The sequence below is a fragment of the Streptomyces liliiviolaceus genome (assembly GCF_018070025.1).
In the GTDB taxonomy this organism is placed as follows: Bacteria; Actinomycetota; Actinomycetes; order Streptomycetales; family Streptomycetaceae; genus Streptomyces; species Streptomyces liliiviolaceus.
Genome location: NZ_JAGPYQ010000001.1, coordinates 3,104,684 through 3,118,505, shown reverse-complemented (window position 1 = coordinate 3,118,505; position 13,822 = coordinate 3,104,684). Strand labels below are relative to the sequence as shown.

At 73.2% G+C, this 13,822-nt stretch carries 11 protein-coding genes; 7 read left to right on the top strand and 4 right to left on the bottom strand.

The features are described from left to right. The first annotated feature begins 2 nt into the window (after positions 1–2). The 4 genes from J8N05_RS13615 to J8N05_RS13600 are packed head-to-tail and all read left to right on the top strand — an operon-like array spanning position 3 to position 2,664. On the top strand, positions 3–1,031 hold the full coding sequence (locus J8N05_RS13615; RefSeq protein WP_210882875.1) for a hypothetical protein: 1,029 nt from the start codon (positions 3–5) through the stop codon (positions 1,029–1,031). Continuing rightward, positions 922–1,218 carry a Trm112 family protein gene (locus tag J8N05_RS13610; RefSeq protein WP_210882874.1) on the top strand — a complete coding sequence of 99 codons (297 nt, stop codon included), beginning with the start codon at positions 922–924 and terminating at the stop codon, positions 1,216–1,218. Before J8N05_RS13615 ends, J8N05_RS13610 begins: the two co-directional genes overlap by 110 nt. Beyond that, positions 1,215–2,063, top strand: coding sequence for an FkbM family methyltransferase (locus tag J8N05_RS13605; RefSeq protein WP_210882872.1), 849 nt, complete (start codon positions 1,215–1,217; stop codon positions 2,061–2,063). The genes J8N05_RS13610 and J8N05_RS13605 overlap by 4 nt, the downstream gene beginning before the upstream one ends. Next, complete coding sequence (locus tag J8N05_RS13600; RefSeq protein ID WP_210882870.1) at positions 2,032–2,664, top strand: hypothetical protein; 633 nt, start codon at positions 2,032–2,034, stop codon at positions 2,662–2,664. The genes J8N05_RS13605 and J8N05_RS13600 overlap by 32 nt, the downstream gene beginning before the upstream one ends. Here the strand turns inward: J8N05_RS13600 and J8N05_RS13595 are convergent. The 3 genes from J8N05_RS13595 to J8N05_RS13585 all read right to left on the bottom strand — a co-directional run bounded on the left by J8N05_RS13595 (position 2,645) and on the right by J8N05_RS13585 (position 5,351). Continuing rightward, positions 2,645–3,529, bottom strand: coding sequence for an ATP-grasp domain-containing protein (locus J8N05_RS13595; protein ID WP_383937710.1), 885 nt, complete (start codon positions 3,527–3,529; stop codon positions 2,645–2,647). The genes J8N05_RS13600 and J8N05_RS13595 overlap by 20 nt on opposite strands. A 256-nt stretch (positions 3,530–3,785) precedes the next feature. Next, positions 3,786–4,460 carry a Type 1 glutamine amidotransferase-like domain-containing protein gene (locus tag J8N05_RS13590; protein ID WP_210890167.1) on the bottom strand — a complete coding sequence of 225 codons (675 nt, stop codon included), beginning with the start codon at positions 4,458–4,460 and terminating at the stop codon, positions 3,786–3,788. A gap of 168 nt (positions 4,461–4,628) precedes the next feature. Further along, positions 4,629–5,351, bottom strand: a complete 723-nt coding sequence (locus J8N05_RS13585; protein ID WP_210882868.1) for a FadR/GntR family transcriptional regulator — start codon at positions 5,349–5,351, stop codon at positions 4,629–4,631. A gap of 205 nt (positions 5,352–5,556) precedes the next feature. On the opposite strand from J8N05_RS13585, the gene J8N05_RS13580 reads away from it, so the two are divergent. From J8N05_RS13580 to J8N05_RS13570, 3 genes are all read left to right on the top strand, one after another. Continuing rightward, a complete protein-coding gene (locus J8N05_RS13580; protein WP_210882866.1) occupies positions 5,557–6,906 on the top strand; it encodes an SLC13 family permease in 1,350 nt (449 codons plus the stop codon). Positions 6,907–7,020: 114 nt separating this feature from the next. Beyond that, complete coding sequence (locus tag J8N05_RS13575) at positions 7,021–8,514, top strand: acyl-CoA synthetase (RefSeq protein WP_210882864.1); 1,494 nt, start codon at positions 7,021–7,023, stop codon at positions 8,512–8,514. After that, positions 8,507–9,892, top strand: coding sequence for a carboxyl transferase domain-containing protein (locus J8N05_RS13570; RefSeq protein ID WP_210882862.1), 1,386 nt, complete (start codon positions 8,507–8,509; stop codon positions 9,890–9,892). Before J8N05_RS13575 ends, J8N05_RS13570 begins: the two co-directional genes overlap by 8 nt. A gap of 30 nt (positions 9,893–9,922) precedes the next feature. Here J8N05_RS13570 and J8N05_RS13565 read toward each other — a convergent pair whose 3' ends face one another. After that, entirely contained in the window at positions 9,923–13,702 is a 3,780-nt protein-coding gene (locus tag J8N05_RS13565; protein ID WP_210882861.1) for a S8 family serine peptidase, read from the bottom strand. Positions 13,703–13,822 lie beyond the last annotated feature (120 nt).

Sequence of the window (13,822 nt, the reverse complement as noted above, 5' to 3'; positions counted from 1 at the left end):
ACATGTGGTGGGGAGTGGCCGCGGCCCTGCTGGCGAACGTGCTCTACAGCGCGGGATTCGTTCTGGAGAAACGGGCGCTCGCGGCACTGCCCGAGGTGAGCGTCCGCCGCCCCGCCCGGCTGCTGCGGCTGGTCCTCGGCAGCTGGCTGTGGATCGGCGGGTCCCTCGCCCTCGCGTCGGGGTTCGGCGCGCAGCTCGTCGTCTACCGCACCCTGCCGATCGCCGCCGCGCAGGGCATCTTCGTCTCCGGGCTCGTCATCCTCGTCCTGCTCTCCTCGGTACTGCTCGGCGAGGAGACCTCGGGCCGCGAACGGTACGCGCTCGGGGCGATCCTGCTCGCGCTCCTGATGGTGGTGCTGTCCCTGAAGGAGGGCTCCGACACGGTCAGCCGCAGCGCCCCGGCCCCGCTGATCCTGCTGGTCTGCGTCCCCACCCTCGCCCTGGGCGTCTGGCTGTACGGGTCCGCCGAGCGCCGCGCCCGCCACCGGCACCGCATGCCGACGACGGGCGTCGAGTACGGGGTGGCGGTGGGCCTGCTGTACGGGGTCAGTTCGCTGGCCATCAAGGGCGTGTCGAGCCACCTCACCGGGAGCGGGTTCGGCGGCGCGGTGCTCGGGGTGCTGCGCTCCCCGTACCCGTATCTCCTGCTGTTCACCGGGGTGTTCGGCCTGGTCATGTCGCAGGCGGCGCTGCAGCGCTGCCGGGCCTCGCTGATCGTGCCGGTCTGCACGACGGTGACCTGTCTGTTCACGGCCGTCCTCGGCACGGTCTCGTTCGGCGAGGCACTGCCCGAGGATCCGCTGCGGCTGGCGCTGCGGATCGGCGGTACGGCGCTGGCGGTCTCCGTGCTCCTCGCGATGCCCAAGCACGATCCACCGCCACAACCCCAGTCCTTGTCCCCCACACGGGAGTTGACCAGCCATGAACCCGGACGACCCGCTGCTGAAGATACTGGCGTGCCCGCTGGACAAGGGGCCGCTGCATCTCCTCGGGAGAGAGACGGGGGGCCCGGAGGCCACCGAGGGTACTGAGGCCGCTCTCTACAATCCGCGGCTGCGCCGCCGCTACCCGATCGTGGACGGCATCCCGCAGCTCCTGCCGTCCTCCGGCGAGCAGGTGACGGACGACGAGCACGAGGATCTGCTGCTGCGGATCACCGGGGGCGGCGAGACCGGCTCCCGCGGCGAGCCCCGGAAGCCGGGGTCGATGACGCCATGACCCTGGCAGCCCGTCTGGCCCCCTTCGTGCCGGTACGGCTGGTCGCCTCGGCCGCCCGGCTCGTCTATCCGCGTTTCGAGCCCGAACTGGCCCGGCTCGGCGACCTCTGCCCGTCCGGCTGCGGCACCGCCGTCGACGTGGGCGGCTGGTACGGCCCCTGGACCCGCCGGCTCTCGGGCCGGGCCCGCCGCGTGGTGACGGTCGAACCGGTCCCGCATCTGGCCCGGCTGATCACCGCCGCGACCCCCGGGAACGTCCAGGTCGTCCGTGCCGCCGCGAGCGACCGATCCGGCACGGCCCGCTTGTGGCTGCCGCCCGGCGACCAGGGCGACCGGGGCGTCTCGTCCCTGGTCCGGCGGGACATCCACGCCCGCGCCCTGGACGTCCCCTGCCTCACCCTGGACAGCCTGAACCTCCACGACGTCGGCTTCATCAAGATCGACGTGGACGGCAGCGAGCTGGCGGTGCTGCGCGGGGCGGGCACCCTCCTCGGCCGTGACCGCCCGGCCCTGTTCATCGAGCTGGAGGCCCGCATCCAGCCCGTCGACACGGTCGTCCGCCACCTCTCCGAGCGGGGTTACGAGGGCTGGGTGCTGCCCGGCGACACCTGGCTGCCGCTGTCCTCCTTCGACTTGGAGGCCCACCAGGCACGCGCCTCGCACGTGGTCTCCCAGGGCCTGCTGCGCCGGGTGCTGCCCTTCCGGGGCCCGGGATACGTGCGGTACGTGAACTCGGTGCTCTTCCTCCCCGACGGCCGCCGCCCGGGCGGGCGGCACGCGGGGCACGTACGCCATGCGGAGCCCGTGCGGGACGATGGGAGGCATGCCTCCCGCCAAGCCGGCTAGCGCCGCCCCGTTCACCCCCCTCGACTTCCAGCTCGTACTGCTGCGCCGCATGGCCGACCACAACGCGGACCTCGTGGAGGACGCCCGCCACACGCTGGGTGTCTCGGTCGCCGGGATGCGTGAGGCCAACCGGCGCTGGCAGGCGATGCGGCACGCGCCGCGCAGCCGGGGCGCTGTCGCCCGCTACCGCTCGATCCTGGGCGACCCGGAGTCGGTGACGCCCCGGCGGATCGGCGACCTGACCTGCGACGCGCTGCTGTGGCCGGTCCCCCTCTGGCCGGACCTGCGCTTCGAGGTGCTGGTGGCCCCGGGCGGGGTGGCCTGGAACGAGTGGCTGGTGCGCGCGCCGGGCGCCCCCGCGCCGGAGCTTCGCTCCCTGGCGGACCTGACGCCCTGGTCCTGCACGGTCGACGAGGCCGCCCGCGCCTTCGCGCCCGCCCGGCCGCTGGAGGGGTCGGCGCCGACGCGCTGGGGGCTGGCCTTCACGGCACCGGACGGCCCGCAGGACCCGGACGGCCCGGAGGGTGTGCGGCGGGACTGCGCCGCGGAGTTCACGTACGGCCTGCTTCAGCGCGTGGCGGTCACCGGACGGCGGCCTTGACGACGGCCTGGGCGACGACCGGCACGGAGTCCTCGTGCAGGAAGAGGAAGAGATTGGGCTCGACGAGTTCCAGCTCCATGACGCGGGGCGCCCCGTCGTCGCCGTCCACCAGGTCCACCCGGGCGTAGAGCAGTTCGGGCGCACCGGGCACGGCGGCCAACGCCCGCTCGGCGACCGCGAGTTCAGCCGGGCTCGGCTCCCAGGTCCGCAGGTTGGGGTGCGGGACCTTCTCGTCGTCGAAGGCGGTGCCGGGTTCGAGGACGGCCCCCTTGCGGATGGCGTGGAGGAAACGCCCGCCGAAGAACTGCAGGGCCCGCTCCCCCGCCGTGTCGATACTCCGCACGTACGGCTGCACGATCGCGGTCAGCCCTTCGGCGTGCATGCGCTCCAGGTGCCGTACGGCGGTGTCGTGGTCCTCGGGCGTGTAGCGGGCCGCGTACCGGGCCCCGGCCCCCGAGGTCGGCTTGACGACGTACTCGCGGTCGCCGGGCAGGTCGGCCGGGTCACCCGGAGCGAGGTAGCGGGTGTCGACGACGGGCACACCGGCGGCGGCCAGGTCGCCCAGGTACCGCTTGTCGGCGTTCCACCGCACGACCTCCGGCGGGTTGGCCAGGGTCGTCGCGGCCCCGCAGCGGTCGGCCCACGCCAGGAACTCGGCGGCCCGCCAGCTGTAGTCCCAGGTGGAACGGATGAGCACGAGGTCGAAGCCGCCCCACTCGACATCGGGGTCGTCCCAGCCGACGACGGCGACCTCGGCTCCCGCGTCCCGCACCGCGTCCGCGAGGGCGGGCAGGTCACGGTCGTACCCGGACTCCAGCACCTCCTGGCAGGTGACCAGCGCGATACGGGAAGCGGTACGGGCCACGACAGGCTCCTCAGACGGCATATCAACTCACTCCGGCCATACGGCCCGCAGACTAACAACCACCCGCACCCCACGTTCAGGGGCACGGGGAACGGCGCAGTCTTTCGGCTTTCGGGGGCGCGGAGAACGGCGCAATCTTTTGCCTTCAGGGGCGCGGGGAACGGCGCAATCTTTTAGGGGCGCGGGGAACTGCGCGACCAGCCCCCACCGGCCCGCACCCGCCGTACATCCCGCACCCCCACCCCCTGAGGCGCGCCTACCCGACTTCCGGCAACCGCCGCGGCTCCAACCGCTCCTCGACCACCCCGTCACCGACCCGCGTCACCACATACGCCCCCTTCCCCGAGACCTCGGCCACCGCCTCCACCAGCTCAGTCCCCCGGTACACCAGCCCCACCCCGTCGTCCGTGCAGTGCGTCGTCGGCAGCGTGCCCTTCGCGACGAGGTCGTGGATCAGGGGACGGCGGCGCGACTCGGAGTCGTAGTGGACGCCGTTGCCGTAGGGCAGCAGACCCAACGCATCCGTCACGGGCCGCAGTTCAGGCCCGAACGAGTCCGTCGCGCCGCCCTCGAACCAGCAGATCGACCCCGCGCTGACCCCGCTCAGGACGACCCCGGAGCGCCACGCCCTGCGCATGATGTCGTCGAGCCCGTGCACCCGCCAGACCGCGAGAAGGTTGGCCACCGAGCCGCCCATCACCCAGATGACGTCCTGCTCCAGGACGGCGCCCTCGACGTCGTCGAAGTTGGGCCTCGGGAAGAGGTTGAGCGGAACGAGGTCGAACCCCGCCACCCGCGCGGCCTCGGCCATCCGCGCCGCGAAGTGTTCGGCGTCACCGATCGCCGTACCGACGTACATCACCCGCGGCCGGCGGCCGTGCGCACCCGACAGGTCGACCGCGTGGTGCACCAGCGCGTCGAACTCCACCATGGTCCGGGCGCCCCAGCCGCGGTGGCCGCCGGACGTGGCGAGGATGGTGGGCTCCCGACCGCCCGCCGCCACCGACGACGGGGACGGGGACGGCTGGGGCGCAGGGGACTGCTGGGGCGGCAAAGGTGCGGAGGACACGGTCATAACACCCGATCCTAACCACGCCCGTCAGGGCCCCTGCGGCCCGCTCTCCTCCGGGTCCCAGTCCAGCAGCCGCACCCTCGCCACCGTCTGGACGTGCCGCCGCATCGCCGCGGCGGCCCGCCCCGGCTGCTGGGCCACGATCGCGTCGAAGATCGCTCGGTGCTGGGTCAGGGACCGGGTCGGCCGACCCGGCTGGCGCAGCGACTCGTGGCGGCTCTCGGTGATCTGGTCGGAGATCGAGCGCATGAACTCGGCGAGGATCGTGCTGTGCCCGGCGGCCGTGACCGCCGCGTGGAAGAGCCGGTCGCCCTCCACCCCGTGGCCGCCCGCCGTGATCTCGGCCCGCATGTGCGCGAGGGCGGAGTCCATGGCGGCCACGTCCTCGTCGGTGCGCCGCTCGGCGGCCAGTTCCGCGAGCTTGGTCTCCAGCGCCTCGCGGGCGTCGAGCACGTCGGGCAACCTGCGCCGCCGGTCGACGAGTTGTTCCACCGGCTCGGCGTCGAGGGTGTCACGGACGAGGTAGGTGCCGCCGCCGTGCCGGACCTCGACCAGTCCCTGGACCTCCAGAACGACTATGGCCTGCTTCACGGAGGCGCGGCTGACCCCCAGCCTCGCCGCCAGGTCGCGTTCGGGCGGCAGCCTGTCACCGGCACCGAGGCCGCCCTCGGCGGCGTAACTGCGCAGCCGGTCGAGGACCTGCTCGTACAGGCGCGGCTTGGACCCCATGGGCCGCAGTGCGTCGGTCATGTCCGGTCTTCCCCCTTACCTCTCGATCTGGTGGATGAGTGGCTGAGCCAATTTACGTCATCTCTCTTGACGCTCTCCACCACGGCCGCCCAATGTGGTTCAGCCACTTGGCCACTCAGCCAGTTGACCACCCCACGCACGTCCCCCACCTCCCCCACCCCACTCGGCCCCCCACTCGACAAGGGACCCAAAGACGGGAGCCCGTATGTCCGCCGAACTGATATCGATCCTCGTGCTCGTCGTGGTGTTCGTCATCGCCACCACCCGCTCCATCAACATGGGCGCCCTCGCCTTCGCCGCCGCGTTCGGAGTGGGCGGACTCGTCGCCGACCTCGACGCCGACAAGATCTTCGCCGGTTTCCCCGGCGACCTCTTCGTGGTGCTCGTCGGTGTGACGTACCTCTTCGCGATCGCCCGCGCCAACGGCACGACCGACTGGCTGGTGCACGCCTCGATCCGGCTCGTGCGCGGACGGGTCGTGCTGATCCCGTGGGTGATGTTCGTGCTGACCGGCGCGCTGACCGCGATCGGCGCGGTCAGTCCGGCCGCCGTCGCCATCGTGGCGCCGATCGCCCTGAGTTTCGCCGCGCGCTACTCCATCAGCCCGCTGCTGATGGGCGCGATGGTGGTGCACGGCGCCCAGGGCGGCGGCTTCTCCCCCATCAGCATCTACGGATCGATCGTCAACGGCATCGTCGAGCGCGAGGGCCTCCCCGGCAGCGAGATCGCCCTCTTCCTCGCCTCCCTCGTCGTCAACCTCGTGATCGCGGCGATCGTGTTCGTGCTGTTCGGGGGCCTGAAACTGAGCCGCGCCGAAACGATCGACCATGACCGGCGGAAGGCCGCGGCGGTGACCGGAGGGTCGGCCGAAGAGGCGACCGGGGGCGGGACCGGAGACGGGGAAGGGGGCGGCGACGGGGACGTGGTGACGCTGGACGCCGACGACGACGCCTCCCGGCTCAACCCCGCCCGGATCGCGACCCTCGCCGCGCTCGTCGCCCTCGTCGTCGCCGTGCTCGTCTTCGACCTGGACGCCGGGCTCACCTCCATCACCCTCGCCGTCCTGCTCAGCACGGTCTGGGCCGAGGACAGCCGCAACGCCGTCAGCCAGATCGCCTGGCCGACGGTCCTGCTGATCTGCGGTGTGCTGACGTACGTCGGTGTCCTCGACGAGATGGGCACGATCGACTGGGCGGGCGAGGGCGTCAGCGACATCGGCGTCCCGCTGCTCTCGGCCGTGCTGCTCTGCTACATCGGCGCGCTGGTCTCCGCGTTCGCCTCCTCGGTCGGCATCATGGGAGCGCTGATCCCGCTGGCGGTGCCGTTCCTGGCGCAGGGCGAGATCGGGGCGATCGGCATGGTCGCGGCGCTCGCGGTGTCGGCGACCGTGGTGGACGTGAGCCCGTTCTCGACGAACGGCGCCCTGGTCCTCGCCGCGGCACCCGGAGTCGACCGGGAGCGTTTCTTCCGGCAGCTGATGATGTACGGAGGGATCGTGGTGGCCGTGGTCCCCGCCGTGGTGTGGCTCGCGCTGGTGGTACCCGACTGGGGGTGACACCGGCACGCCCCGCCGCGTCCGACACCCTGATACGAACGAGAACGCCCGCGCACCGACGCCCGACGCCCGACGCCCGACGCCCGACGCCCGACGACCAAGGAGTACGCACGCGTGTCCCCTCTCTTCCCGGCCCTGACCGAGGCACTGGCGGACCCGGACGGCACCGCCGCGCACCGGCCGGCCCTGCGTTTCGGCGACCGCTCCCTGACCTACGGCGAACTCGCGGCGACCGCCGCCCCGCTGGCCGCCCGCGTCGGGGAGGCGGGCCGGGTCGCCGTCTGGGCCACGCCCACCCTGGAGACGGCCGTCGCCGTGGTCGCCGCGCTGCTGGCCGGGGTGCCCGCCGTGCCACTCAACCCGAAGTCGGGCGGCGGCGAGCTGGGGCACATCGTGGCGGACAGCGCTCCGTCCCTCGTACTGGCCGCCCCGGACGACCGACTCCCGGACGCGCCGGCGTCCTTGGCGCGCGTCGACGTCGACATCGACGTACGGGCCACCGGACCGGCCTCGCCGGCCCTCGCCCCGGACACGGGCGACCTCGCGGACGACCTGCCCGCCCTCGTCGTCTACACGTCCGGCACCACCGGCCCCCCGAAGGGTGCCGTCATCCCGCGCCGGGCCGTCGCCACCACCCTGGACGCCCTCGCGGACGCCTGGCAGTGGACCGGCGACGACGTCCTCGTGCACGGCCTGCCCCTCTTCCATGTGCACGGTCTGATCCTGGGCATCCTCGGCCCGCTGCGCCGCGGCGGATCCGTACGGCACCTCGGCCGCTTCGAAACGGCGGGTGTGACAAGGGAGTTGAGCGGCGGCGCCACGATGCTGTTCGGGGTGCCGACGATGTACCACCGCATCGCGGAGTCCCTGCCCGACGACCCGGCGCTCGCGAAGGCGCTGGCGCGGGCACGCCTGCTCGTGTCCGGCTCGGCGGCCCTGCCGGTGCACGACCACGAGCGGATCGCTCAGGCGACGGGCCTCCGGGTCATCGAGCGGTACGGGATGACCGAGACCCTGATGAACACCAGCGTCCGCGCCGACGGCGAGCCCCGCGCGGGCACCGTCGGCGTACCGCTGCCGGGCGTCGAACTGCGGTTGACGGAGGAGGACGGCACGACGGCCCTGGAGGCGTACGACGGGGAGACCGTGGGCGAGATCCAGGTCAGGGGGCCGAACCTCTTCACCGAGTATCTGAACCGGCCCGACGCGACGGCGGCGGCCTTCACCGAGGACGGCTGGTTCCGCACCGGTGACATGGCGGTGCGCGACCCCGACGGGTACGTACGCATCGTCGGCCGCAAGGCCACCGACCTCATCAAGAGCGGCGGCTACAAGATCGGCGCGGGCGAGATCGAGAACGCCCTCATCGAACACCCGGGTGTACGGGAGGCCGCGGTCACGGGCGAACCGGACGCCGACCTCGGTGAGCGGATCGTGGCGTGGATCGTGCCCGTCGATGCCCGGACTCCGCCGTCCGCGGCCGAGTTGGCCGACCACGTGGCCGACCGTCTGGCACCCCACAAGCGGCCCCGCGTCGTCCACTACCTCGACACCCTGCCCCGCAACGACATGGGCAAGATCATGAAGCGTGCGCTGGCCCATGACTGAGGGCGCCGCGGACCACGGCTCCCGCCGGTTCACGGCCCGCGAGGCGATCGCCCTCGTCAGCACCGACTTCACCGACCTGCCCGCCCCCGCCCCACCGGGCTCGTACGGTCCGGACGGCCCCCTGTCCTGGCAGGGCTACGGCGCCTCGCGCGCCCGGGCCGCGGACCGCACCGGCGAGGAGGAGTCCGTCGTCTGCGGCACCGCCGCCGTCGAGGGGAAGGACGGGCGTACGACCCCGGCCGTGCTGATCTCCTTCGAGTTCGGGTTCCTCGGCGGCTCACTGGGCGAGCGCACGGGCGACCGGCTGGAGGCCGCGCACACCTACGCGCGCGAGCACCGCCTCCCGGTCGTCTCCCTCGTCGCGACGGGCGGCAGCCGGATGCAGGAGGGCATGCGCGCGCTGGTCCAACTCCAGCGGGTGGCACGGCAGTCGGCGCTCACGCGGGCGGCCCGGCTGCCCCAGATCGCCGTGCTGCGCGACCCCACGACGGGCGGCGGCTGGGCCACCCTGGGCGCGGGCGCCGATGTGATCCTCGCGCTGCCCGGCGCACAGGTGGGCTTCGCGGGTTCGCGGGTCCGGCCGCCCGACGCGGACCCGGCCGCGTACACGGCCGAGGCGCAACTGGCCGCGGGGGCGGTCGACGCGGTGGTGCCCGAGCGGGAGCTGCCGGAGGCGCTGGCGGGCTGGCTGCGGCTGCTGACCGACCCGTCGACGGACCCCGTGCCGCCGCCTCCGGCGCTGGGCGGCGCCGGCCTCCCGGCCACCGGCTGGGAGGCCGTGCACGCAGCCCGCGCCCCGCGACGGCCACGCGCGGAAGCCTATTTGAACGCCTGCTTCGAACGGCGCGCGGCGATCAGCGGTGACCGTTGCGGCGGCACCGACGAGGGCATGCTCTGCGGTTTCGGCGTCCGGGCGGAGGACGGCCGTACGGTCGCGTACGCGGCCCAGGCCGGCACCGCCACGCGCCCCGCCGGCTATCGCACCGCGACCCGGCTGATCCGGCTCGCGGACCGGCTCCGTATCCCCGTGCTGACCTTGGTGGACACCCCGGGCGCCGCCAACGACGCGGAGGCGGAGAGGCAGGGCGCGGGGGCGGCGATCGCGGAACTGTTCGCGGCGGTGGCGGGGGCGGAGACCCCGGTGACCACGTTGCTGATCGGGGAGGGCGGCTCGGGCGGGGCCCTGGCCCTCGCCGCCCCCGACAACACATGGGCCACGCCCGACAGTTACTTCTCCGTCATCGCCCCCGAACTCGCCGCCGCCATCCTCAAGCGGCCGGCGGAGGACGTACGGGCCACGGCCGACCAACTCCACATCCGGCCGCAGGACTTGGTGGACCTGGGTGTGGTGCGGGGCATTGTGGAGCGGGGGCTGTGAGGCGCGGCCCACCGCCCGCCCAGCGCCCGTCTACCGCACGCCCACCGCCCGGATGATCTCCTGGGTCACCGAGCCGCCTCGGTCGTCGGCGGTCGAGGCGCGCAGGGACATGTAGGTGGCGCCGCGTGGCACGGTCAGGGTGCCCTGCCAGGTGGTGGCGCCCGCCTTGGACACGCTTACCTTTCGCCATGACGTGCCGTCGTCGTACGAGACTTCGAGGGTCGCTCCGCCGAGGGTTCCGGGGGACGGACTGTCCGATGTCGGGTGCGGGTTGCCGTGGGCCGGCCGCGCGGTTCCCCGCGCCCCCAGGGGGCCGGGGCTGCGCCCCCTCAGGGATTCCCCGGCCCCCGCCACGTACGACGCGCTGATGGCCACGGGCAGTCGGCCGCCCGCCCGTACGTTCCCGTTCAGGTCCGTGTCGAGGTCGAAGGCCAGGTTGATCAGGGGGAGGGTCGTCCAGCGGTTCTCCGGGGTGGCCGCCGATCTGAAGGTCCACTCGGAGTGGCCCTTCGTCGCGAGCTTCCAGCGGTCCGCGTCCAGGGTCGTGTCCGTGACGACCTTGTACGTGTGCTCGTCGGCGGGCGCGTCCCAGACGTACGCGCCGGAGCCGGTCTTCCGGTCGACCGATCGCCCGTCGAGGTACACCTCGGTGAACTGCGTCATGCCGCTGCCCTCGTCCCATACGTTGCCGAAGCCGGTGTGGTCGGGCCCGGAGTCGCCCCAGCCGGGGACGTTGAACTGCAGGGTCGAGCCGGAGCGCTGCTGACCCCAGCCGAGCCCGGTACCGAGCCAGGGGTGCCAGACCGGCCGGAACCAGTCGAGGTCCTGCCGTGTGTCCCCGCGATAGCGGACGAGTCCGCTGCGCTCCTCCAGGTCCCCGGCACCCACGTTGACGGACTCGTGCCACAACTGGCCGGGGCCGGTGGACACGTGGTCGGTCCGCTCGGCCGGGAAGTCGGCCCGCTCCTGGAAGCCGATCCCGACGGGGAACGCGTCATCGGTGAGCGAGTACCGGAACTCACTGCCCGAGACGGGCTTCGCCGCATGGAACTTCGTGTTCAGCACGGCGAGTTGGCGGCGCGACGGCTCGTAGGTGAGGTCTCGCGCCGGAATGCTCCCCTTGTGTCCCTCCGAAAGGTCGTACGTGTAGGGCGTGTTGCGGGTCCCGGTCATGTCGGCCCACCCCGCCGCCCGGAGTCGCGCCGCGTCCGCCGTGTTGAGGCCGGCGATCTGGATCGGCCGGTCGGTGTTGTCGTCGGTGCCGAACCAGGCGTTGAGCCGGCCGGGTACGTCGTCCGTCACGAACAGCGCCGCGGCGCCCGCGTCCTGGGCCGCCCGCGCGATCTCCGAGGGCACCGCGCCTTCCTCCATCCGGACGAGCACGGCCTTGCCCCGCACGTCCTTTCCGCCGTACCCCCCGGCCCCGGAGCCCGTGTCGCCGGAGTCCGTGCCGCCGCTGCCGACGTCGACGAGCGGGAGCCTGCGGCGGCCCTCCATGAGGGTGCCCCCGGGCTGGACCACGGCCTCACCGACGCCCCCGACCTCCAGTACCGGCTTTCCGAGCCGCCATACGGTCCGGTACTCGAAGCTGCCCTTCGTCACCTTCGCCGTGGGCGCCGCGAAGACGCTGTCGTACTTGATCGGCACCTGGACGGCCCCGAAGAGGTCCGCGCCGTTCGCCGCCCGGTCGTACTCCATGAGCAGCTGGCGGGTCTCGGTGCGCCGGTCGACGCGGGCCGCGATCTCCCTCAACCCGCTTCCGTCGAGCGTGACTTCGCGGTCCCGGTCCAGTTCGATCTCGGGCGCCGCGAGGAAGCCGAGCCCGAGCGAGTCGGCACCACGGCTGCCGCGTACGTCGAGGAAGGTGCTGAGGCTGTACGTGCCCGGCCGGAGCCTCAGTTCGGCGGTGCCCGTGTCGCCGACGTGCTCCGGGACCGGGTCGACGCCCTCGGCGAGTCGCTGCACCACGAGGTCGGCCGCGGTGGCGTCGCCGTCCCGGTCCTTGACGTGGACGGTGAGGGTGTACCGCTCCTCCTCCTTGACCAGCCCGAAGGCGGTGTGCGCGACGGGCGTGCCGTCCGCCGTCGAGGCCACGATCCGTCCGCTGGTGTTGCCGACCGGGGCCCTGCCGCCGTCCCCGGTCACGGTCGTGGTGGCGGTCCCGTGCGCGGGCACGGTCAGTGTGGAGTCGGCGAGCGTCGCGACTCCGTCGGGTGCGCCGGACACGGCCAGCTTCAACTCGACAGGTCCGTCGGCCGAGTTGGAGTACGTGAGCGTCCTCGTCACCGGCTCGTTCGACGCGTAGGGCCAGCGGTGGTAGCCCAGGTCCGCGCTTCCGGTGGCCGTGACCTCGGCCTTCACCGCCTCGGGCACGCTCACGCGCCCGGCGCCCAACACATAGGCGGAGGCGTCGAGTTGCTTCGAGGTCGACATCAGCGCGTCCTTGAGCCGGGCGCCGGTCCAGTCGGGGTGCCGCTCGGCGAGGAGGGCGGCCACGCCCGCGACATGGGGTGTCGCCATCGACGTACCGCTCATGGCGGTGTAATCGCCGCTGCCCGCGGCGAGCCGGGAGCGGGCGGCGAGGATGTCGACGCCCGGGGCGGACAGGTCGGGCTTCAGGGCGTTGTCGCCGTGGCGGGGGCCCGCGCTCGTGAAGTACGCGGCCAGGTCCGCGGAGTCGACCGCGCCGACGGTCAGCGCGGAGTCGGCGGCGCCGGGCGAGCCGATGGACGAGGGGGCGCCGGTGTTGCCCGCGGCGACGACGAAGAGGGCGCCGGTCTCCGCGGTGAGGGTCTCCACGGCCCGGGCCATGGGATCGGTGCCGTCGCTGGGCTCCGTCGACCCGAGACTCATGGAGACGACCGTGGCGCCGACGTCCCGCGCGGCCCACTCCATGCCAGCGATGATCTGCGACTCGCTGCCCGAGCCCTGGTCGCCGAGCACCTTCCCGACGGCGAGCGTGGCGCCGGGCGCGACGCCCTTCTCCTTGCCGTCGGACGCGGCGCCGCTGCCGCCGACGGTCGACGTGACGTGCGTGCCGTGGCCGTTGCGGTCGGCCACCTCTTCACCCTCGATGAAACTCTTCGTCACGGAGATCCGCCCGGCGAGATCGGGATGGCCGACGTCCACCCCCGTGTCCAGCACCGCCACGGTGACGCCCTTACCGGTCAGTCCCGCCTCCCAGGCCTCGGGCGTACCGATCTGGGCGTTGCTTTCGGCCATCTCCGCACGGACCCGCCCGTCGAGCCAGACCTTGTCGATCCCGTCCGCGTCGACCCCGTCCTGCCGGGTGAGGGCCCGCCAGAACGTCCGCCCCTTGTCGGCCGCGACGGCGGCACCGCGGATGCTGGGCAGCCCGCGCGTCCTCACGGCCCCGCGCGGAGTCACCGCCCGCGCGCCCTTCTCATAGGTGACGATCAGCGGCAGCTCGTCCGTCTTCCGGTCGGTGAGCCCCTGGCGTATCAGCTCGCTCACGTCGAACAGCCGCCGGTCGAGGGTGCCCGCCCGCAGATACGGCAGCGCCTCGTCCGGTACGACGGTCAGGGCGCCGTTCGCCGTCTGCGTACGGACCGCGCCGGTCGCCCCCTCCGCCCGCTCGACGGTCACCGTCCGTCTGCCGCCGCCGAGTTCGGTGACGGTGACCCGGTCGCCGGTGACGAGGGTGACGGTGTGGGCGGCGGACACGGCACGGACGGCGGGCCGGGCGCCGGTGTCCTGCGCGTCGGCCCCGGCACCGCCGGCCGGCAGCAGGGCGAACACGAGTCCGGCCGACGCGAGCACGACCCCGGTTCCGGCGGATCCTCTGATCATCGGTGCCCCTCTTCTCGACGCTGCGAAGAGTGTCGGGGGGCCGGTGTCGCGGTGGCGCCGACGGAACCTGGCGGGAAGCTGCCCTGGCGGTTTTCCGCCACCACAATGGTGAACGACCGG